Origin of the sequence: Acetobacter nitrogenifigens DSM 23921 = NBRC 105050 (genome assembly GCF_000429165.1) — a bacterium.
In the GTDB taxonomy this organism is placed as follows: domain Bacteria; phylum Pseudomonadota; class Alphaproteobacteria; order Acetobacterales; family Acetobacteraceae; genus Acetobacter; species Acetobacter nitrogenifigens.
In genome coordinates, this window is sequence record NZ_AUBI01000004.1 from 211,532 (window position 1) to 232,033 (window position 20,502).

At 56.7% G+C, this 20,502-nt stretch carries 19 protein-coding genes and 1 tRNA gene; 9 read left to right on the forward strand and 11 right to left on the reverse strand.

The window, feature by feature from the left end; all coding sequences use genetic code 11:
* Nucleotides 1–68: 68 nt before the first annotated feature.
* The 3 genes from G442_RS0107775 to G442_RS0107785 all read left to right on the forward strand — a co-directional run bounded on the left by G442_RS0107775 (nt 69) and on the right by G442_RS0107785 (nt 2,056).
* A complete protein-coding gene (locus G442_RS0107775) occupies nt 69–656 on the forward strand; it encodes a cob(I)yrinic acid a,c-diamide adenosyltransferase (RefSeq protein ID WP_026397542.1) in 588 nt (195 codons plus the stop codon).
* A 261-nt stretch (nt 657–917) separates the two neighbouring features.
* Nucleotides 918–1,559: a hypothetical protein gene (locus tag G442_RS0107780; RefSeq protein ID WP_026397543.1), complete on the forward strand. Its 642-nt coding sequence runs from the start codon at nt 918–920 to the stop codon at nt 1,557–1,559.
* A 95-nt stretch (nt 1,560–1,654) separates the two neighbouring features.
* Nucleotides 1,655–2,056: a hypothetical protein gene (locus tag G442_RS0107785; protein WP_211229127.1), complete on the forward strand. Its 402-nt coding sequence runs from the start codon at nt 1,655–1,657 to the stop codon at nt 2,054–2,056.
* A gap of 481 nt (nt 2,057–2,537) precedes the next feature.
* On the opposite strand, the gene G442_RS0107790 is transcribed toward G442_RS0107785, so the two are convergent.
* The 6 genes from G442_RS0107790 to rfaD all read right to left on the reverse strand — a co-directional run bounded on the left by G442_RS0107790 (nt 2,538) and on the right by rfaD (nt 8,489).
* Entirely contained in the window at nt 2,538–3,635 is a 1,098-nt protein-coding gene (locus G442_RS0107790; RefSeq protein ID WP_246789362.1) for an ABC transporter substrate-binding protein, read from the reverse strand.
* 126 nt (nt 3,636–3,761) lie between these two features.
* On the reverse strand, nt 3,762–4,736 hold the full coding sequence (locus tag G442_RS0107795) for a hypothetical protein (protein WP_035376331.1): 975 nt from the start codon (nt 4,734–4,736) through the stop codon (nt 3,762–3,764).
* A complete protein-coding gene (pgeF, locus tag G442_RS0107800; RefSeq protein WP_026397547.1) occupies nt 4,733–5,551 on the reverse strand; it encodes a peptidoglycan editing factor PgeF in 819 nt (272 codons plus the stop codon). The genes G442_RS0107795 and pgeF overlap by 4 nt, the downstream gene beginning before the upstream one ends.
* Nucleotides 5,541–6,560: a class I SAM-dependent methyltransferase gene (locus G442_RS21365; RefSeq protein WP_051292113.1), complete on the reverse strand. Its 1,020-nt coding sequence runs from the start codon at nt 6,558–6,560 to the stop codon at nt 5,541–5,543. The genes pgeF and G442_RS21365 overlap by 11 nt, the downstream gene beginning before the upstream one ends.
* A 73-nt stretch (nt 6,561–6,633) precedes the next feature.
* On the reverse strand, nt 6,634–7,482 hold the full coding sequence (gene lgt, locus G442_RS0107810; protein WP_026397548.1) for a prolipoprotein diacylglyceryl transferase: 849 nt from the start codon (nt 7,480–7,482) through the stop codon (nt 6,634–6,636).
* 26 nt (nt 7,483–7,508) lie between these two features.
* Entirely contained in the window at nt 7,509–8,489 is a 981-nt protein-coding gene (gene rfaD / locus G442_RS0107815) for an ADP-glyceromanno-heptose 6-epimerase (RefSeq protein ID WP_026397549.1), read from the reverse strand.
* A gap of 149 nt (nt 8,490–8,638) precedes the next feature.
* On the opposite strand from rfaD, the gene G442_RS21370 reads away from it, so the two are divergent.
* From G442_RS21370 to G442_RS0107840, 5 genes are all read left to right on the forward strand, one after another.
* The gene (locus G442_RS21370) at nt 8,639–8,983 is read left to right on the forward strand and encodes an accessory factor UbiK family protein (protein ID WP_051292087.1); all 345 of its coding nucleotides are present in this window, start codon (nt 8,639–8,641) and stop codon (nt 8,981–8,983) included.
* Nucleotides 8,984–9,142: 159 nt separating this feature from the next.
* Entirely contained in the window at nt 9,143–9,646 is a 504-nt protein-coding gene (locus G442_RS0107825) for a type III secretion system chaperone family protein (RefSeq protein ID WP_026397550.1), read from the forward strand.
* Complete coding sequence (gene proC / locus G442_RS0107830) at nt 9,646–10,473, forward strand: pyrroline-5-carboxylate reductase (RefSeq protein ID WP_026397551.1); 828 nt, start codon at nt 9,646–9,648, stop codon at nt 10,471–10,473. Before G442_RS0107825 ends, proC begins: the two co-directional genes overlap by 1 nt.
* Before the next feature lie 41 nt (nt 10,474–10,514).
* Nucleotides 10,515–11,165, forward strand: coding sequence for a hypothetical protein (locus G442_RS0107835; RefSeq protein WP_026397552.1), 651 nt, complete (start codon nt 10,515–10,517; stop codon nt 11,163–11,165).
* Between the two features lie 66 nt (nt 11,166–11,231).
* Nucleotides 11,232–11,306 (forward strand) — tRNA-Gln (locus G442_RS0107840).
* A gap of 196 nt (nt 11,307–11,502) precedes the next feature.
* On the opposite strand, the gene G442_RS0107850 is transcribed toward G442_RS0107840, so the two are convergent.
* On the reverse strand, nt 11,503–11,772 hold the full coding sequence (locus tag G442_RS0107850) for an HU family DNA-binding protein (protein WP_026397553.1): 270 nt from the start codon (nt 11,770–11,772) through the stop codon (nt 11,503–11,505).
* A 231-nt stretch (nt 11,773–12,003) separates the two neighbouring features.
* On the opposite strand from G442_RS0107850, the gene G442_RS21375 reads away from it, so the two are divergent.
* The gene (locus G442_RS21375; RefSeq protein ID WP_051292088.1) at nt 12,004–12,867 is read left to right on the forward strand and encodes a rhamnan synthesis F family protein; all 864 of its coding nucleotides are present in this window, start codon (nt 12,004–12,006) and stop codon (nt 12,865–12,867) included.
* Nucleotides 12,868–13,035: 168 nt separating this feature from the next.
* On the opposite strand, the gene G442_RS0107860 is transcribed toward G442_RS21375, so the two are convergent.
* From G442_RS0107860 to G442_RS21380, 4 genes are all read right to left on the reverse strand, one after another.
* Nucleotides 13,036–13,581, reverse strand: coding sequence for a hypothetical protein (locus G442_RS0107860; RefSeq protein WP_026397554.1), 546 nt, complete (start codon nt 13,579–13,581; stop codon nt 13,036–13,038).
* A gap of 429 nt (nt 13,582–14,010) precedes the next feature.
* Nucleotides 14,011–17,727 carry an N-6 DNA methylase gene (locus tag G442_RS0107865; RefSeq protein ID WP_026397555.1) on the reverse strand — a complete coding sequence of 1,239 codons (3,717 nt, stop codon included), beginning with the start codon at nt 17,725–17,727 and terminating at the stop codon, nt 14,011–14,013.
* Nucleotides 17,728–18,243: 516 nt separating this feature from the next.
* Entirely contained in the window at nt 18,244–19,146 is a 903-nt protein-coding gene (locus G442_RS0107870; RefSeq protein ID WP_026397556.1) for an IS1595 family transposase, read from the reverse strand.
* 157 nt (nt 19,147–19,303) lie between these two features.
* Nucleotides 19,304–20,497: an ATP-grasp domain-containing protein gene (locus G442_RS21380; RefSeq protein WP_051292089.1), complete on the reverse strand. Its 1,194-nt coding sequence runs from the start codon at nt 20,495–20,497 to the stop codon at nt 19,304–19,306.
* Between the last annotated feature and the right edge of the window lie 5 nt (nt 20,498–20,502).

Below are 20,502 nucleotides of genomic sequence, written 5' to 3' on the forward strand. Positions count from 1 at the left end.
GAAACGTTGACGCTATTTTTTCGTGCTCCCGACGCTTTTTCGCCTGCAGTCTTGAAAGGCTCAGCCTCATGGTCGTGAGAATAGATCGGGTGACCACCAGAGGCGGCGATCGAGGCGAAACCTCTCTCGGCGATGGTTCGCGGATCAGCAAGGCCTCCGCCCATATCGCGGCGCTCGGTTCGCTCGACGAGGCGAACACGGTCATCGGCGTGCTTCGAGCACATGTCATGCATGACGGCGCGCTTAGAGAACGCCTCAGCGCCTTGCAGAACATGCTCTTCGATCTCGGCTCGGATCTTTGCCAGCCTCAGGACAACGCCAAGGCTCAACGCGTCTCCATCTCGCTGACCGATGATATCGATCACGAAATAGAACGTCTGCGAGAGAAGCAGGAGCCGCTGCGAAGCTTCATCCTTCCGGGCGGTTCGCTGCCCGCAGCATGGGCGCATATGGCCCGCGCCTCCATCCGCCGCGCCGAACGTGATGTGGTCGCGCTGTCCCGGAGCGTCGAGATCAACAGCGCTCTTGTTTCTATTCTTAACAGATTGTCCGATTACTTCTTCGTTCTCGCCAGACATTTGAACGACGACGGCAGAAACGACACGGTGTGGACGCCAGGACGCTCTTTGCGAGAAGCGTCTATCCCCGACACGTGACGCCGGACGCCGACACGCCATACTCCCTCGGGCTTCGTTATCTTCCTTCTTGAAACGTGGATAACGTCATGCTAGAGGGGGCCAACTTTACCGTATAAACAGCCTGAACGAGCCTCTGGCGGCGGGCGGTAACGTTGCGATAATTTTTTCAAATAATTCCGTCCCGCCAAACAGCGTGCGACACGCCTGCGATCAGGCCCGAGCAATACAACGATTTCTGAAAGAACGGTAGTGAACTCCGGATTTCTAAAAAATTCCAAATTGGACGAAGATCTGTCCGAAGACTCCAATGTTGACAGCAGCGCCGAGGAGGCTGCTCTTCGCGCCGCCCTCAATCGCCTCGGCTCCCAGCGCGCGCCAAGCCCCCCCCGCACGGGAAACACGCCCCGTCCGGTCAACGACGCGCCCGCGCGCCTCTCGCTTCGTCCCACAATGGATCAGAACCAGCAGCGCAAGCGCCGTTTCGTACGGGACGGAGACGTGCAGGTCGAGCGACAGGCGCTGACGCGCCCGACCGGCCGCACCGCGCATTTTTCTGAAACGGAAAGCGTCGATCTCGATCGTCACAAACGCCTTCTCGACGATGAACGACGTTTGCGCGAGCAGGCCGAACGTCAGTTGAACGAACTCGAGACGTCACACCGGACCATGAAAACCCGGCTGGGACATGCGGAGATGCTTCTCAATGAGCTGAAGCAGTCTCTGGCGACGCGGAACATGGAACTGGCGGATCGGACTGCCGAACTCTCCGCCGAACGTGCCGGGCGCCAGGCTGCCCTCGCAGAGGTCAAGGATCTGCGGGCGCAAATCGCAGCCGCGCCCAAAAAGCGGGAGCGCGTAGCACGGCAACAGGAACTGACTCTGGCGGATGAGCCCGAGCCTGTAAAATGGTGGAAAGACTGAAACGTCTTTCCATTTCGTCCGACGCAACCTCGATCATTCAGGAGGGGGTTGGAAACGTAATCGTCATCGCCTCCTGCGCGACAGCCGCCGCAGCGTTGATCGTACCCGACCTCATCTTTGGTTTTCTGACATTGCTCAGAAGTGTTCTGGAGTCGCTTTTTCTACCCTGTAAGCTTCTCTTTGACCTTGCATCATGGCTGTCGGGAGGATCTTCAGTACAAAGCGCCGTCTCCAGCGTGGACAACGCTCGCGCTGACGCCACACATGTAAGGGCGCTTCACGCATATTTTCCTACAGTCATGATCATTATTGGCCTTATGGTCTATTTTTTCAACGAAGGTAGCCGCAACGTGGCCACTCGATTCATTGCTCCCGGTTTGCATACCGCCGCCGCTTTTCTGATTTTTTCACCTATTGCGTTACTTCTTTTTCCCGCCATCTGCATCGAGGCAATCTCAACAATCGAATCCAGAGAAAAAAACACGCAATCGGGATGAACGTTGGCGGCGGGGACATACGCATTCTCGACTAAATTACCCCATATTATAAGATATTTTTATTTTCTTTATTTATGAAAATATACAATATTTGTATTCAATTTTACACATCAGTTGTAGTGTTTCAAAAAATCGTTAATACAGCGCGAACATTGATTGGTTATGTAACCTACTACACATGATTGACGAAGGCCGCTTTCCAGACCACGCGCAATATCTGTATCGACAGTCACGGTGTGAGCGGGCGTATCGCTTCAAACGGACGTTCGAAAATATGCTACACAGGATACCGTTATCGAAAATATAACCAAACACTGTTACTGATTATCGACATGGAATTTGTGTGCGAAACGCCAGACACAGCATCGGACTGAACGGCGCTTGAGCGTGCATCGTCCGATACGACGATGCGCCGCCATGACCCACCGCACACATCATAGCGACACCGGCCCGAACGTCGCGGTCGCCACATGCCGCCGGCTCAATCCGCTGGCGGTCGGCTCGTCAAAATCCGGTCTATTTGCCCCGGCGTCATCGAAACACCAAAGTAATCCTGATAAAATTTCTTGCTGTCTGCAGGAAGATCATACTTCCCGAACAGATCCGGATGCAGCAACTTCGCTACCCAGCGCAGTTGCAACAGCACCTCCGACCCATAACGATCCCAGGGGAAGACTCCGGTGGGATTCATGAACACCTTGCCGTTTCGAACAGCCCTCAACACGTCCCATCCCGCCGGGGCGGGAGTCCCGGCGGCTGGAAGCGGCACGCCCCCCTGAACGATGATCACATCCGGGTCCCAGACCTGAATTTGCTCCATATCGACCGGGCGCATATTTCCGGACACCTCCCCGGCGGCGTTTCTTCCACCAGCACGCGTGATCCATTGATCGATGATCGTGTCGCGTCCGTCGGCCATAAGTGGAAACAGGCTTTTAAGATGAAGTACTTTCGGGCGGGTCGCAGCGGGCGCGGCGGCAAGGGCTGTATCCAGTTCGACGAGCTGAGTGTCGAGAGCCGCGTTGTAACGCGCCGCCTTCTCGCGCGCCGTGACGTCATTCAACGCGGCTGCGGTCAGTTCGACGGAACGGCGCAGCCCCGCCATGTCCCGAAAGCTCATATCGAGGGTCGGCAGTCCGGCTTCACGCAGCTTGCTCACGTCGGTCAGCCCGGTGGACACGAACACAAGATCGACCTTGTCCGCCAGCAATCCCTCTACGTCAGCCGAACCCGGCGTCACAAAGCGCGCAGCTTTCAACGCCGGACTGACCTGAAACAACCATGGCTGATTGGCTGGCTTGTCGACCGTGACAGCGACACGGTCCGCCGCCCCCAGCATCGCGACAACTTCGTTATGCGCAAACCAGAGATCGGCTATCCGAACCGGATGCGCCGGTGTCGAAACCTTTTCCCCCTGCATATCGGACACCAAGATCGCGCCGTGTGACGAGGGCGCACACACCCCCTGCTTCAGCCCCGCGCCAATCAACGCGAGTAAAATACCTGCGCCAACGCTGTACACGCGCAGGCTTTTTCGTGGCGTGAATGTGGAAGATCGCACGACGTTGCCAAGACTCATTTTGCATTGTCTATAGTCATGCAGATATAGATCAGGCAGAAGCCGCCTCTGACAAGCGGGGGCGACGCGCTTTCCTCACTCTGTTGCCGACACGACACAATGTGGCGCAAAGCCGCTCTTGCGCCGTCAACCTCCTGGCGGCGGAGCCTTCGTCTGACCTGCTGCGGCAGTTCCTGGCGCGCCCGCCTGCCCCGGAGGCTTGATAGGCGCGACGTCGCGTCCGGTGTAGCGCGTGATCATCTCTCCGACGGCCTCCGCCGCCTGCTGCGCCGCCGCTACAGCTACGTCCCCCCACATCCCGTCCAGCGAATGGGCCTGAATGTCGTGCAACTGCGTCGCGATACCCACTTCCTTGTCGTGACTGTCCGTGACGCGCCACGCGATCTCGATGCCCTGCTGCGGATTGTTGCGCGATCCCGGCGGACCCGCCGTCAGCTTGACTGTGGTCGCCACCGTAAAATCGGCGTCCTGAGGCGATGTCTGGATGGTCTGCTCCGATCCCCGGAACGACGCGGCGAAGGCCCGCGCCAGAGAGACGTCGCCGTCGCCCGGAGCGCCGGTCACTCCCTTGAACCATACCCGCGCCCGACGATGCTTCAGGCTGTGCGGGTCCTGATCCATCTGATCGGCCTGAATGCCACTCAAAGCAGAGACGACCTGATCCGCGCCCTCATGCGCGATCTGCGCGACGGCGCCAGAATCGACAGCCGACCACGCATCGACCGGCACGCCGGTTCCCTCTTGTGTCGCACGCACAGCCCCTGCGGGCGTCATAATGCTGTAAAGCGGCACGATCTGCCCTCCGCGCCGCTCGGTACGGAGCTTCAGCCACCAGTCGCCGGGACGCGTCGGCTGCGCGATCGCGGGCACGGACTGCTGCAGCAGAATCGCGGCTATATCCTTCGCCCAGATTGCCGCGAGTTCGGGCTTCATCTGCACGTCCGTCGGCGTCGGCACGTCGAGGCGCGACGGCGGCGGATTATGGGCCAGCTCGCTCGCCACGCCGCCGGGATTTCTGAACGGGTGCGGCACGTCGAGACATCCAGTCAGGCTGATGACCGAAACCGCCGCCGCCAGTGAAGCTATATGACGCACGGTCATACGGCGCCTCCGTGTTGTGTTGGCGCTATGACGGAGATCTGATGGCCGATATGACCGCCGCCCGCCAGAGTTCGCCGCCTGTGGCTGTAAAAGCGGCGCTCGTCGCTCAGTGTGTCCACACCGAGCGCGAGAGCTTCGCCAACGCCGGCCGCACGCAGACGCCATTGGCAATAACCGGCAAGGTCGAACTGATAATGCCCATCGCGGACGCCGGGAGCGAACCATTGCGCCGCTTCTGCGTCGTCCCCGTCCTGCAACACGGCGGCGCGCATGTCCTCGCCGACCTCATAACTCCGACTGGCGATGCAGGGACCGACCACCGCCACGACGTCCGACGCTCGCGCGCCGCATGCTTCCATCGCGCGCAGCGTCGCCTCCAGCACGCCACCGACCGCGCCGCGCCATCCCGCATGCGCCGCGCCGACCACACGACCGTCGCGCGACGCGAACAGCACCGGCGCGCAATCCGCCGTGATCACGCCCAGCGCAACGTCAGGTCGCGTCGTCACCATGGCGTCGGCCTTCGCGCCTTCGCCAAACGCCCATGGTTCGTCAACGATGATCGCGTCGGCGCTGTGAACCTGCGACACCCCGAGCAGCATCTCCGGCGCGACGCCGATCTCGACCGCCACCCGCCGACGATTTTCACGGATGGCGTCCGGGTCGTCGCCCGAACGCGCCGAACAGTTCAGGCTGGCGTAAGGCGCTGCCGAGACGCCGCCCAACCTTGTGAAAAACCCGTGCCGCGTTCCGGGCAGAGCGGGAGCGCGCAGCACCCAGCCTTCTGGCGCGGAAAAACCGCCGTCAGTCGTCATTGCGCGAACTCCTTTGTCCCGTCACGGAAAATGGCGCCCCATCAGGCTCGAAACCCGGCGGAGCGACCTGCCCCGGCGATGCAAGCGCGATCGCCTTGAAAAGACGCCCCATACGCTCGGGCGCCATCAACCGGTCCAACCCGGAACGAATCGCCCCCGCCTGCTCCGGCGCGTTCTTGCACAACGCTGCGGCGCGTTCGACGGCGCCAAGCGACGCAAGCAAACGCCCCTGCTCCACGACGTCGAAATTTCGCACCCCTCGCAGTTGCGCGGCAGCGCCGAACGCCTCGAAATCGACATGCGCCGTCAGGTCAGCGGAACCGGGATCGACGAGCGGCGATGCTGGACGGCCGTCGCGCAGCGCCTGCAGGGAGTCGCCAGGCAGCGAACGCGCCGTCCCGTAATCGATGAACAACGCGACGCCCGGATCGGCGACGAGCCTCTCGCCCACGGCTTCGGCGAACGCCAGCGCCGCCGGGCAGATTTCCACGACGTCGTCCAGATCCGCATCACGCACGGCAAGTTCCGGGGGCGCGTCGTGAAGGCTTTCGACGCGCCAGTCGCCGCCTTCAACATAGCGTTCGCCCCACCCATCAGACGTTCTGATGAACTGACGGATCGGCAGCGCATCGAGAAACTCGTTAGCCAAAAGCACCATGCGCCCACGCGGCACGGTCTCCAGCGTCTCGTGCCAGACCGGCGACACGGGAAACGGGCGCAGCGCGTCCGCCTGACAGGCGCGCAGGCGCGGCGAGGTCTCGATCAGATGCACCGCCCCACCTTGAAGAAAGTCCGGAGCCGCCCGCGTGATGACGCGCAGGGCGTCGGCCATGAGCGTGCCCCGTCCCGGACCGGCCTCAACCAGATGTGCCGGACCGCCCAGCCGCGTCCCTGCGACGACGCACCACGCCCCGAGAATTTCTCCGAAAATCTGCGATATTTCCGGCGCCGTGATGAAGTCGGAAAACGGGTCGCGCCCGGCGTAATACGCAGCGTTGGCGCGCGCCATGAAGGCGTCCAGCCGCTCAGCGCCCGCCGCTCTTGCCGCAGTCACGGGGCAAGCTCCACGTGCCGAGCGAACATCACGCCGGGTCGTGGGCGTGGTCCGCGGCGAGGGGCGCTCCTGCGTATCGCGGCGTCCGGAATGCGTGGATCATCAGCCCCACGCCGGCGACGATCATCGGCAGGCTCAGAATCTGTCCCATCGTGACGCCAAACGCGAGGAAACCAAGGAACGCGTCCGGTTCGCGGAAAAATTCACAAAAAATCCGCGCGCATCCGTACCCGCACAGGAACAGGCCCGCCAGAAATCCCGGACGCTCTCGAAGTGCGGTGCGCCGTGCAGCAAGGATCATCACGGTGAATAACAGCGCGCCTTCCGTCAGCGCCTCGTACAGTTCGGAAGGATGGCGCGGGACCGGCCCGCCATTCGGGAAAATCATCGCCCAGGGAAGGGAGTCGCTTGCCTGCCGCCCCCACAACTCGCCGTTGATGAAGTTGGCAACGCGCCCCAGCCCGAGACCGATCGGCACGCAGACCGTCACCCGATCGGAGAATGCAAGGAAATTCAGCTTTTCTCGCCAGGAAAACAGCGCCAGCGCGATGATGACGCCGCTGGCGCCGCCATGGAAAGACATGCCCCCGCGCCAAACCTCGACGATCGCCAGCGGGTGCGTGAGATAGAAACCGGGCTGATAGAACAGCACGTAACCGAGCCGCCCGCCGAACACGACGCCGAGAGTCGCCCAGGTCAGGAAATCGTCAGCCTGCCGCGTACTGGCGGCGCGCGGCGCCCACGCGACCAGCCTCTTCAGCAGGATCACGCCAAGAACGAGCCCGACAATATACGCCAGCGCGTACCAACGTATCGCCAGCGGACCGAAATGAATCAGCACCGGGTCGAACTGCGGGAACATCAGAACGGGAAGCATCGAGCGGATTCCTGAAGCGAGAGGCGTTAGATGTAGGGGTCGCTTCCCGCGAGATAATCGCGGACATACCGGGTGACGCCATCTTCGAGAGAGGTGAAGGGGCGGTCGTATCCTGCGGCGCGCAAACGCGACAAGTCAGCGCAGGTAAAGGATTGATATTGGCCGCGCAAGGACTCGGGCATGTCGACGAATGTAACGTCCCGCGGCGCGCGCGCCGCGTCGCAGACGGCGTACGCGAGATCCAGGTATGTGCGCGGAATCCCTGTTCCGCAGTTGAACAGGCCGCTGACCTGCGGATTGTCGTAGAGCCAGAGCATGACGTCAACGACGTCGCCCACCCAGATGAAATCGCGCTTCTGCTCTCCGTCGGCGATATCCGGGCGATCTGACCGAAACAGGCGCGCCGGACCGCCCGCGCGCACATCGTCATATTTGACCTTTACAACGGAAATCATCGATCCCTTGTGATATTCATTGGGACCGTAGACATTGAAGAACTTGAGCCCGACCGACTGGGGGGGAACCGCGTCACTGCCCTTCATCCGCTTGAGCGTATGTTGATCGAAGACGTGCTTGGACCATCCGTAAAGGTTCAGAGGCTCCAGCCCCGGCAGCGTCTCCGGCGCGTCCGAAAACTGCTCTGGCCGGTCCGCCGCCCCGTACGTGGCTGCAGAGGACGCGTATATAAAGCGCGCCCGGTTCTGCGCGCACCATGTCCAGAGACGTTCCGACAGCGCGACGTTGGTGCGCCAGACCAGATCGCCATCACGTGCGGTCGTGGCGCTGATGGCTCCGAGGTGAAACACCGCCTCGACGCCACGAGCGCCAGAGAGGAAACCGTCCAGATCTTCGGGCGCCACGAGTTTCGCCGGCGGATGACGTCGCAGGTTGCGCCATTTGCCGCCGTCGCGCAGGCGATCGACGACGACGACGTCCAGACCGCGCTGCGCCAGCGCGGCGACAAGACAGGAGCCAATGAAGCCGGCGCCGCCGGTGACGATGATCATGCGAACCACCTTATAAAGAGCATCCGCTCACTGCCAAACTCTTGACGCGGCGGGGGCGCGCCAATTGGATTAATCGCCCGGCAATGCTTATAAGCCAGATTCTGTGAAGAACCGCGCCTCTCGCGGTTGCTGCTGCCAGGAGGATCGGAATGTCCGACCGACCGCGTCTGTTCGACGACCTTGCCGGTGTTGCCGGCGGCGCGATTTCCGCCATCGCGGGAGTCAGGGAGGAAGCCAATGCTCTGGTGCGCTCGCGCGTGGACGAGGCGCTTGCCCACCTTCAGGTCGTCCGCCGCGAAGAATTCGAAGTCGTGCGCGAAATGGCCGCTAGCGCCAGACTCGCCAACGAAGACGCCGAACGGCGCATCGCCGCGCTGGAGCAGCGCGTGTCTGAACTGGAAAACCGGCTTTCCGGCCGCTCGGACGGTTACGCCCCCTCACAATCCACATTTACGTCCGGAAGCAACGACGTCGGCTCAGGATTCGTCGGCTAACTACCGTTACAAAAAGTCCGCCCTACCTCCTTGCAGGGGAGTTCGCGGGTCCATAGGCTCGAAAAAATGCGACGAGTCGCCAGCGCCTGTCGCATGATTCGCAGACGACGCCGACCATGTCTTCGAACATGGGATGGCTTCATGGCTTGGGAGTCCAGCATGCCTGCTCTGACGATGACCACCTCCTCTCCCAACTCCAACCCTCTCGACCTCATGGAACAAATTGTCGGAGGCTACGAATGGGCCTTCGACCGCCGCAACTCTTCGGAAATGGCCGCAGAGGCCCCGGGCAAATGGTGCGATTACGGTCTGTACTTTTCCTGGTCGACCGAATTGAGCGCGATGCACTTCACCTGCACCTTTGATCTCAAAGTGCCTGAACAGCAGCGCAAAGCCCTGTTCGAACTGATCGCGCTGGCCAACGAACGTCTCTGGATCGGTCATTTCGGACTCGATCTGGAAGACGGCATGCCGATGTTTCGCCATGCCGTCCTCCTTCGCGGCGCGCCGGGCGCATCGATGGAGAGCCTTGAGGACATGGTCGATATCGCCATCAGCGAATGCGAGCGTTTTTATCCGGCGTTCCAGTTCGTACTCTGGGGTGGGAAAAGCCCCGCGGACGCGCTCGACGCCGCCATGCTGGATTGCGTGGGCGAGGCCTGATGGCCGAACATACGCCCCCTCTTCTGCTGATCGGCTGCGGCAACATGGGGGGCGCACTGTTCGAGGCGTGGGTCGCGGCGGGACTGGCGCCCTCCGTCGTTCTCGACCGCAAAAAGGAAGCCATTCCCGCCCCGCACCGACTTGTCCGGTCGGCGGCGGAAATTCCCGCCGATTTCACCCCATCGGTCATCGTGCTTGCGGTCAAACCACAGACGGCGGCGCAGGCTATCGCGGATCTCCTTGCTGCACGGCCCGATATCGCCGCCAACGCAACGGTCCTGTCCGTCATGGCCGGCGCCACGACGGCGGCCATCGGGGCCGCCCTGTTCGGCGCCGGCTCCGTAGCGCGTCCAGTCGTGGTGCGCGCGATGCCCAACACGCCCAGCGCCATTGGCCGGGGCATGACCGGCCTGTTCGCCGCTCCCGAGGCGCCTCAGGCCATCCGCGCGTTGTCCGAGTCTTTGCTTGCGGCCGTGGGAGCCACCGTCTGGGTGGAGCATGAAGAGCAGATAGACGCAGTCACGGCTGTCTCCGGGAGCGGGCCCGCTTATGTGTTTCTCTTGGCTGAACTGCTCGAGCGCGCTGGCGTTGAACAAGGCCTTCCCGCCGACGTCGCGCGCCTTCTCGCCCGCAAGACGATTTCCGGCGCGGGCGAACTTATGGACCGCTCGCCAGATGACGCTACGCAACTGCGCCACAAAGTGACCAGCCCCGGCGGAACGACCGCGCAGGCGATCGCAGTTCTTGCGGCGAAAGATGCATGGCCGACCGCAATCTCGGAAGCCGTGGCGGCCGCAACCCGGCGAGCACGGGAACTCGCCGTCTAGAGCGGCCTTTATTGTTATTCGGAAACATGAGTACGCCGCCGATGGAAAACGACCATTTCGACTCCGCCCTTCTCGCTGCCGCAATGTCGCTGGCCGCGAGCCAGGGGTGGCGCAACTTCACCCTGACGGACGTCGCGCGACATGCCGATTTCGATATGGGCGACGTCCGCGCGCGTTTCCCCTTCAAAAGCTCGATGCTCCTGCTTCTCGGCACGTTGGCTGATCGTTCGTCGCTGGTCGATGACGGAAGCGTCGCTTCACCGCGTGAGGCGCTTTTTGATCGGCTGATGCGCCGCTTCGACGTATTTCAGCAGTACCGGGAGGGCGTTCTCGCCGTGCTTCACGCACTGCCCTACGATCCCGCGCTTGCCACATTACTCGGCGGCGCTACGCTTAACAGCATGCGCTGGATCTCCGACGCATCGGGCGTGAACACACGGGGTCTGGAAGGTCTGGTCCGTATTCACGGCGTGACGGCGGTATGGGCCTACACCCTGCGCGCTTGGGAAAAAGACGACAGCGAAGACCTTGGCGGAACCATGGCTGCGCTTGAATTGGCATTGGACCGCGCTGAACGTCTGGGGCTGTTTCGCGGCGCCACAGGGAAGGACGTCCAGCCGACTGAGGCAGATCTGACTTCCGACGCCTCTGGCCACACTGAACCCGGCGGATGGGCCGACGACGAACACTGACTAGCGGAGTGGCTTTACGAGCGGCTTAAGCCGCTCTAAAAGAGCCGCCAGCGAGAGTGCCGCCGGTGGGGCGTAGCCAAGCGGTAAGGCAGCGGATTTTGATTCCGCCATTCGGAGGTTCGATCCCTCCCGCCCCAGCCACGATCATCCAGCAAATATCGAAGCGCCGCCGAATTATGTGTCGGACGAGCGCATCCGACGCTCTTCAGATCAGACGGAGACCGTTAGATTACTCGCGAGTCTTTTCCACGGATCCAGAAGAAAGTCTCCTTCGCCAGCGTCGCGACGAAGGAGACCGCCGCCCGAAGGCGTTCGGAAAAACGGCGTGACGTGGCGATCAAACAGCCTTCTTCAGGTTGGGACTGGCCTTGAAGCGCACGGTCTTGCCCGCCTTCACCTTGACGGGTTCTCCCGTACGCGGATTAAGGGCCTTGCGAGCCTTGGTCTTTTTCACTGTGAACGTGCCGAACGAAGGCAAGGTAAATCCACCTTCCTTCTTCAACTCCTTGACGATCGCTTCCATCAGATCCGCCGCCGCCTGGTTCGCCGCGACACCAGTGCAGTTGATGGAATCCTGAATAACGGCGGCTATAAAAGCTTTACTCATTGGCCGGATATACCTCCTGTTTGCACGCAGCCTTAAACCGTTCAGGAAAAGTTCTATCGACAAGACGATCGCAAGCGGCGTTGCCGGTTAACGCAGTGTAAATAATGAAACCACAAAAAAAGGCGCGATCAAAACAAAATTTTCCGAGAAAAATAAACAAACTTCATTCAGATCACACCGAAAACACGTTATCCATCGAGGACGACGTTTCAACTCTCAAGCGGAAAATCAATGCCTCCCTGCGCCACCTCCGTTTGCCTTTTCGCTGCATATGCGCCTGACGGCATATTGCCGCCCCACACGATTTATTATTTATCCCAGATCTCGAAAGAAGGATTTATCATCCATATCGCTCTTGCAGGAGCGCTGCGTGCCTCCCCCGATTCACTGACTTTTTGCGAAGCGCACGGGATAAAAATCTGGCCGAGGCCCAACGCAGGCCTCGATTTCGGCAGTTGGCAATACCTGAAACGCATAGGCTGCGCCGATGGCGCGACCCAGGTGCTCCTCGCCAATGACAGTGTATTTGGCCCAATGACGCCCCTAACCCCAATCTTTGCCAAAATGATGCATAATGACGCTCCCGTGTGGGGCCTCGTGGGCTCCAGAGCTATTACGCGCCATCTTCAATCATGGTTCGTTTGCTTTGAGAAAAAAAGTTTTGAGCACCCCGTCATAGCCAGATTTTTTGAACAGGACTTTGCAAGCATGTCCCGCGAAGAGGTGATCTGGCACGGAGAACTGGGGTTGGCAGTGGCATGCAATGCGGCAGAGTTGGTTTTTGACGCCGCCTGGAAAGACTGGAACAGTGTTTCAAGCCGCTTCTTCCCGGCCAACCCAATGCACACGCGGTGGCGTCGCTTTGCGGCTGGTCGCGATATTCCGTTTATTAAAGTCGAATTAATTCGTGATGACCCGTTCAATCTTGGAGTCGCGCAGAAATGGCGCAGCATTGTGCAGGGCCAATATGGTTTTGACCCTCTCTGGATCGAGGCATACCTGATGACGCACGCACAACAACTCAATCAGCACGCAAAAAACCCTAATATGATGGGAAAAATTCTCTACAAAATACTTTACGTTATGCATTTATAAATTATAAAAAAACCCGTTTATCCCCTTGACGCATGTTGGCCTCAAAACCTGTAGCAAGCGCGAATTCGAGTTATCACAATGGTTTTCAGGGAATCACACCGAAGACATTATCAAGACAAATAAAAATATTTATTCTCTATTTATTTATAAACCTAGTTTATATCATTCTTATTCATTTGTATTATTCCCTCCAGTGATATTTTCTTGCTCTTCCACATATTTTTCGTCGATTTCGGCACGGTACCCGATAGACGGACAATCAACGTCTTTGAGCCAATACCCATGCTCCTGAATAAACACGATTTTTTCCCGTGAGCGCCACATCATTGTCCCGAGGACTGTTTCAGGCTGTTTTCCATAAATATGGATTTCTCGCTCAGCCAGAGCATCAAAGAGATCCCGACGTGAAGCCGGTTTATTGCGTATGCGCAGAATTTCAGAAACAGCTTTTTCCACAGCACTACGGCTAGGATTCTTAGATCGTGCGAGTTTCCGTGACGAGGAAGTCACCACGGTATCCACTTTTTTTGTATTATGGTGCGTTGTCTCCATAAGATCTGAACGATCCATAACCTTACGCCACATCTCCAGAAGACTTATGAGTTGTGATCGTTTTCCGTTGGCACTCTCTAGCTTCTGAGCGAGTTCAGCGATCTCCGCCTCGCATGCGGCAAGCCGCGTTTGAATTTGGTTTACCGCTTCATTATCTGCCATTGTATTCCTCGCCCCACTCGACAACACCGACACAACGACATAGCAGATTCTGCGCTCGGAACACAATTTAAGTTGTCGACCACAGCGCGCTGCGCTATGAATTCAGGGCCATGACGGATTCGCCGCACGGTGTTGCCACCCTCCCGGCCAGGAGGGCGGCGACCGTATCACTCTCGTAATTAGGAGATTCAGATGAGTAGCAATCATCTGCTGAGGCGGAAGGGACCTGGACAGTATGCGCTGCCATCCCTGAAGCCTCTACTCTTGTTAAATTTGGGGTAGCAATCTAACCCAAACCTAAAGGAGCCATGACACACTTCGAGCGTGTCATGGCTTTACGATAGCTATTTTCTCCTCGCTTGTCTACTCATAGATGGCCAGCGATGCGAAATGTGCATTCTTAATCTCGTGTTCTTGTTGCCACGCCAGTCAACTGTAACGACTAGAGCTATCTAACCCAGTTCGGTAGCCATGAATTCGTGTTTCGGTGGCGGGCCAACGCGGCGTGATATTTTTCAAAAACGGATCGTTTGTCATATCGGCTTTGATGGAGGCGATGTCGTTATCGTCCAGCCCAAGGGCATCTCCGACGATAGTGTCGATCTTGTCCACCACAGTATCAATCGCGCTGGCATGATCAGATTCTCTAAACTGCTTCACGAGGGCATGGAACTTCTGAAGCGTCTCCGCGTCGGGCGGAATTGGCGTCTCAAGTATGCTCGTTCTGTCCACCGTGTTTTTTGAAGTTCCTGCCCGAGCAGAAAGGGCGGCCGCCAAGCCTTTGGCGGCAGCTTCATCCGGTACTTTGACCCAATCCAGCAGATATTCGGAAATCTGGAGATGCCAGGTTTCCCCTTCAACAACTGGTGTGCAATCGCGAGTAAGCTCAACGGGTTCATGTGCCTTGTTGAGACTTTCCGACCATTCAACCTTTTTACCCGTCTTTTTCACGGCGTCTTTAACAACGTCGCGAAAAGGTCGAAGCGACAGTCGATCAATCGCCGCGAACAAGGACGCCTCGGTCCGGAAGTGGTTTTGGCAGGCATTCACGAGATCGTCTCGCAATGCTTCTAGCGCCGCTGATTTATCTATCATGGCATCGTTCCACGGAAGCATCCGCAGGTTCGTGGGATAAATATGACTCCGGTTCATGTCTAGGTACGACATACGGCAGTGCAACGCATAAAAATAGCGGTAGATACGTGAGACAAACATCAGGTCAAACGGCACATCTACACAATCCTCGCGTGGTCCGAAAATTGTGGCGGTGTTGGTAAAAACAATCTTCGACGGGTCAAAGGGAACGGCGTTCGGACAGGTTGCTATCTGTGCCACTGCGTAGCATCGCTTGGGGAGTATTTCTCCCAAGCGGAAAATCCCCATATCACTGGCTCTCGCAATATCAATATTTTTATCTAATGGTAAACCCGTCAGCGCGGTAGCGATGATATTTTCGGCCTTATAGACATCTACGCCATCGCCGGATCGGGCAGAAGCCTTTTTTCCGCGAAAGGCGAGGCCACCTCCTGACATCGAACGTAGCTCCCACATTTTTGCATTGCCTTTGGGTGGATTGAGGCTGACTGTTCCGCGTTTGTCTCCTTTCGTCTTATGCCAATATTCCTGAAAGGCAGATGACATTTGCGGATTGGTGAGTAGCTTATTGATGATTGTCCGTCGTTCCGGAGTGACACGGGTGACAATTCGACCATCGGGCGTGAACAAGTCCGCATAATCGAGATGTGAGCCAGGAATGCCCGCGAGATCAAAAGCAGGGCGTTTCGTTCCATCACCAAAATCTATGCAGGTCTTGTCTGCCAGTTTGATGACAACCTGGTCCGCCTCCCATCGCTTTCGATTTCGATCCGCGATATTTTGCCATGCTGCAAGACTTTCCGGCCTAGCCTTTGCCAGACGCTCATCAATCCATGGCTGCAAGCGGGCTGCGCGGACGCGATAACGCTCATGTTCCTCAACTGGCAGAGGGGTGGTTTTATTTAACCACTTCGGATCAAGCGGCAGCCTGGGTGGACGCGCTTCGGCGATAAAGACGATAGGCAGAACTTTGGCATCAAATAAATCGCGCCAAATTACTTCCAGATCAACAATTTCCTTGATCGTCCATCGTCCGTCCGGACCAAACAGGCGACGCAATTCAGCATTTTCCTGCGTGCCACAAAGGGCAAGAGGGACAACGAAACCAAGCCGCCCCGCTCCTTCGCCCCACGGGTTGGAACGTCGGCACCAGCCATCAAGCGCGCGATAGATAAATAAGGCATAGAGATTGGCTTTGGCGGAAATGCCTTTCCAGCCATCATAACCACTTTCAAAATATTCGGTCGTTACCTCGTCTAGCGCGCCGGAGCGTTCAGGACGAACGTAGGGTGGATTACCTGCGATTCCACCGTAATTGCGGTCATCAAGCTCGACGAAGCGCCCATGCTGGGCCAACTCTACTCCTGGGCGAATGATGCTGTTTGCCTTGTCACTGATCGCAATATCCGGAAACTCGGGAGCGGCGAGCAACTCATCCTTAAAGACAAGGACATGCCAGAGAATCTGAATTTGTGCGAGGACCGCTGAGAACGTATTAAGGTCGTTGCCTGCCAGTCGGTCGAGAGCGGCAGTAACTTCATCAAAGGTGGCTAACCCTCGATCGGCATCTTCTCCGACCACTTGCTGGTAGCGCTCAATCAAAAAGGTACCGCTCCCGCAAGCGGGGTCCATGAAACGATCTTCTGGCTTTAATTCCAGCCGATCGACGATATAGCGGGCGATCGAGGGCGGGGTGTAATATTCGCCAAATTTTTTACGTTGTTCCCGGTTGAGAAAACGATCGTAAACGCCTGTAAGAATATCGCCCTTGACTGTGGTGAAGTCATATCGAGATAGCTGGTACATGGCCCATTCGATCGCGTTGGACAGATTGCCATCATTGGTGGCAAAGACCCAATCCAACTCAGTTTCGTCAAATGCCGCCGCGTAGAGCGCCTGGGCCTTTTCATACGCCATTCTCAGCAGGCGCGTGTATCCGAAGGAGAACTTTTCTCGCAGCTTCTGAAATGCTTCCACGCCGCCATTGCAAATGTAGCGGTTCTTGCCAAAGAATTCATGATCCTCGAAAAAGCGTATCAGCAGGATACGGGCAAGGATAAGGTTTGCGGTTTCGGTCGCAAACATCTCCAGAATCTTCTTTTCTTCCTTGGCATCATTTTCTTTGGCGTTCACCCGTGCCCTGAATTCAGGTAAGCCGTCGAGCGCCAGGCGGGCGATACTGCCAGCCTTTTTTAACTCGCGATTAAGGCGCACGACATCACCGCCATAAGTCATCGCCGCTTCATACGATCCTGGGTGGGCCGTGGCCGTCAGTGTGTATGGGTCGAAAACAGCGTCTCGATATTTTTCCTTGAACTTGTTCCAAAATTCGGAAATCTTGGTTGCTTTATCAAGAACGGATTGCAGCGTTCCGAGAGTAGACTCCTGCAAATAACTCGTCGTGTTGCGTAGAGTCTCATAGAAGTTTCTACGAGCGATGAGTGCCTGGTTGTTTTGTCTTTTGGTTCCTTCGTCCGGCATCGTGAGCTTCTCAGTCCCAATCAGTGCGACGTCTCCTCCTCGAAACGCTTCCAATCTCTTGGGGACGCCTGCGATCTCATACGACAAACGCGAAAAGATGTTTCGGAAACTGATTTCGTCAGACGATTGATCAAGGATAAAGGTAATATCTTTGGAAGCATCATGGGTTGAATCCATCACTGGCCGGGCAATAATGACCGTTGGATCAACCATGACAAACCATGCGGTATCGGGACGGATGTATTTTGCTTTTTGAGCGAAAATTGTCTCCCGTTTGCTAAGGGTGGAAAATGCGTTGTGCTCGTCCTTGGCCTCAACCACCAACCAGTCAATCTCAATCGATTTGCCATTGCGATCGGTGATTCCCGATGGTGCGCGGCAGGTGACGTCCGGTCTCCCATCTTCTCCCGCGATGTCTATGTGAACCGAACTGCGTGGATACCCAAGAATATCACAAAAAATATCACGAAGAGGGCCATACATAGCCGCTTCCTGACCACGTTTTACATCTCGGATTGTCTGAATAGCTTCAGCAAATATTCCGATGATCGAATTGCCGCTCTTTTTCATCGTCAAATATCACGTCCCGAATAGAATTGGCTCTCTAATAACCAGACCGTTACACCTGCACCAGATATCGGCACCCTGTGGCGTTCCGGAATATCGCATCCGATCAAGTGATTCGCTCCTGATTGATAAAAGCGATTCTATCGGAGGCCACGCGTCGCGTAACCGGTGTCTCGATTACTGCGTGAGAAACAACTTTCACTGGCAGCTTTTTGAGGTGTGGTTTGCGGTTTGGATCTGCCTGAATCCGCCCGCTTCTGGTCGGCCGAATGCAAAGGATACACTGGTTTGTTCCGTCAACCTGTCCCAATCCTTGTTGTTCTTTTTGGGCAGGACGCGCATGGTGTGTGTCAAGGATGGTCCGAGGCATTGGAGAACAGAAAGACGTGCGACGAGTGAGACGATTAACCTTAGCTGAAGCACTGCGGAACGGCGAAGTCGATGCTTTTGCTGCCCAGGCCGAGGCGGAAGGCATCGGCCCAGCAAATCTGGAGATCTTTGAAAAACTGCTGGGATGCATTACAGCGCCCCGACAAGAAGATCGAACATGCCGTTTACACGGGCGCGATAACTCACACGAAAAGTAAATTCTGCCAGATAGCGCTGCATATGCTTTGAACTTATCTGGATATGAGTTGACCGCACTGACGCCTTGAACAGCCTCCAAAAACCCTCGACAGTATTTACATGGAAGGTCGCCTTCGCTCTGTAATCATAGTAAGCATATTCTTTCGCGGCGTGCTTGACGACACCATGCTGATAACCATCGTTCGTTAGTAAGCCATACGACACAAGTTCATCTGTCGAGACAGTTGAACCCGGTTTGACATTTTTCAGGACAACGTCTCTCAGCGTATCTTTTGTGACATCCGGGATAACAACTGCCTTCATGTTGCCGCCACGTTCGGCGAGCCCCATGACAATGGTCTTGCCCGGTGCGCCACGCCCCCGCTTTCCACCGGATCGCCGTCCGCCAACATAGGCTTCGTCCAGTTCTACATGTCCAGCAAGCAGGGCGTCGAAATTTTGAGCTTTTGCCATGAGATCACGAATTTGCTGTCCCATGCGGTAGGCGGTTTTATAAGTAACGCCCAGTTGGCGCTGTAGCTCCTTGCCGCTAACGCCGTGACGTGTCGTGCAAAACAGGTACATCGCATAAAACCATGATACGAGAGGCGTCCGCGTGTCATGTAGAATCGTGTTTGCTGTAGGATTCACATGATGGCCGCATGATGAACAAACGTAAGTGCGGCGTTCTTTGAGTTTGTGGTGTGTTGTCTCTTTGTGACATACATTACATTCAAATCGCGTGCCACCGAAGCGAACCCGCATGATATGAGCGAGGCAGGCGTCATCATCGGGAAAGCGCCGAAAGAATTCCCGAACTGAAAATTCAGGCGATGCGGACGGACTCTTGCTCATGCTTTATTGAGTAACACACTCACGCACATGCGTCAAGGGGATAAACGGGTAAAAAAATATCATCGCTTAACGCATACTACGAACGAATTTCGTTAAAGAAAATAATAATAGAAAATTCCAATAATATAAAAATAATTATTTTATATCACATCGATATTCAATCATTATTCACATTATTACCGAATACATAATTATTGCCGATACGCTTTCGACGATCAATCATCGCCTCAAATGCTTGCCTTATACGTGCTATAGCCTCCGATTTATAAGGAAAAATTTCCGGAGAGTCGCGATCGTGGACGATCATTCCTGTTTCTACTTCAAAAATCACGACCTGTCCCGCGGAGGACACACCGAAATCCAGCCCGAAATAATCCAGCCCCACGCGCGTTGCAATCTCACGTAATGCATCGATGATCGAAACAGAAAAATACGATGCCATATCGCCCATAAACCGCGCCTCTTCCGCACGACGTTCCGGGTAATGCTCCATGTGAGCATTGTAGTACCAGACAGCCCAATCGTTATGCACAGCTAGATGAACAGGAAATGGCTCACCGTCGATAAACACGACTCTAAATTTTCTGTATAATCCGTCCTCATTCTTGAAGTCGAAAAAATCCGTTACGAAGAACGTGTCCGATATGCTTGCATGGCGACAATAAGCATTCAGCTCCGAGCGGCTATCCAACTTGCGCAAATTCAACCCTGCATGGGACGATATCGGCCGGATAAGCACCGGATATTTTACAATATTATCAAACGGTTCCTTCACAGTACAACAGGCAGGAACCACAACATCTCTCAAACCAGACAAAAGCCGCGAAACTTCGGAACGGGACGCCGCTTCTATTTGCTTCGGCCGGTTGATTGCCGGCAAATTGCTGCGACGCCCAAAATCTTCCGCTTGTGACAAATACTGTTGGGAGCGGATGTCTTCAGCTATTCCAACCAGAAGACAGTCGGGCGCTGGCTCCAAAGAAGTCAAAGCCTTGACCAAAGAGGCGTTCGCCGACAAATCGCCCGTCATCCATAAAGTATGGACCGTCGTCGACTGATCCAGGAGCATACCTATCGGCGCGTTAGCCTGAAAATTCCCTGGCGCAGCAAGAACCAGCAGACATCGGAGTGGGTCCGCCCTACCTTCGCGAGACCTCTCAAACGGGTCTATGGCTATGGCCATATTCAAATGAGCCAGAGCCGCATTTTCGTCCCCGCACACCAGACACGCTTCCCACAGCGCATAATGCAAAGTCGCCTGACGCGCTGGAGGAGCGCCCTCTTTCAGACATTCCTCTAGATGGGTCCGCGCCACCCGTGGGTCGTTCGAAAATTCGGAAAAATCGAGCATACGGC

Excerpts from the sequence above, each read along its gene's own strand:
- G442_RS21370 (WP_051292087.1), top strand. The coding sequence starts at position 8,639 with ATGTCCGACCGACCGCGTCTGTTCGACGACCTTGCCGGTGTTGCCGGC.
- G442_RS0107790 (WP_246789362.1), bottom strand. The coding sequence starts at position 3,635 with ATGAGTCTTGGCAACGTCGTGCGATCTTCCACATTCACGCCACGAAAA.
- pgeF (WP_026397547.1), bottom strand. The coding sequence starts at position 5,551 with ATGACGACTGACGGCGGTTTTTCCGCGCCAGAAGGCTGGGTGCTGCGC.
- lgt (WP_026397548.1), bottom strand. The coding sequence starts at position 7,482 with ATGCTTCCCGTTCTGATGTTCCCGCAGTTCGACCCGGTGCTGATTCAT.
- G442_RS0107870 (WP_026397556.1), bottom strand. The coding sequence starts at position 19,146 with ATGAGCAAGAGTCCGTCCGCATCGCCTGAATTTTCAGTTCGGGAATTC.
- G442_RS0107775 (WP_026397542.1), top strand. The coding sequence starts at position 69 with ATGGTCGTGAGAATAGATCGGGTGACCACCAGAGGCGGCGATCGAGGC.
- G442_RS21380 (WP_051292089.1), bottom strand. The coding sequence starts at position 20,497 with ATGCTCGATTTTTCCGAATTTTCGAACGACCCACGGGTGGCGCGGACC.
- G442_RS0107795 (WP_035376331.1), bottom strand. The coding sequence starts at position 4,736 with ATGACCGTGCGTCATATAGCTTCACTGGCGGCGGCGGTTTCGGTCATC.
- rfaD (WP_026397549.1), bottom strand. The coding sequence starts at position 8,489 with ATGATCATCGTCACCGGCGGCGCCGGCTTCATTGGCTCCTGTCTTGTC.
- G442_RS0107835 (WP_026397552.1), top strand. The coding sequence starts at position 10,515 with ATGGAAAACGACCATTTCGACTCCGCCCTTCTCGCTGCCGCAATGTCG.
- proC (WP_026397551.1), top strand. The coding sequence starts at position 9,646 with ATGGCCGAACATACGCCCCCTCTTCTGCTGATCGGCTGCGGCAACATG.
- G442_RS21375 (WP_051292088.1), top strand. The coding sequence starts at position 12,004 with ATGCCTCCCTGCGCCACCTCCGTTTGCCTTTTCGCTGCATATGCGCCT.
- G442_RS21365 (WP_051292113.1), bottom strand. The coding sequence starts at position 6,560 with ATGGCGCGCGCCAACGCTGCGTATTACGCCGGGCGCGACCCGTTTTCC.
- G442_RS0107850 (WP_026397553.1), bottom strand. The coding sequence starts at position 11,772 with ATGAGTAAAGCTTTTATAGCCGCCGTTATTCAGGATTCCATCAACTGC.
- G442_RS0107865 (WP_026397555.1), bottom strand. The coding sequence starts at position 17,727 with ATGAAAAAGAGCGGCAATTCGATCATCGGAATATTTGCTGAAGCTATT.
- G442_RS0107825 (WP_026397550.1), top strand. The coding sequence starts at position 9,143 with ATGCCTGCTCTGACGATGACCACCTCCTCTCCCAACTCCAACCCTCTC.
- G442_RS0107860 (WP_026397554.1), bottom strand. The coding sequence starts at position 13,581 with ATGGCAGATAATGAAGCGGTAAACCAAATTCAAACGCGGCTTGCCGCA.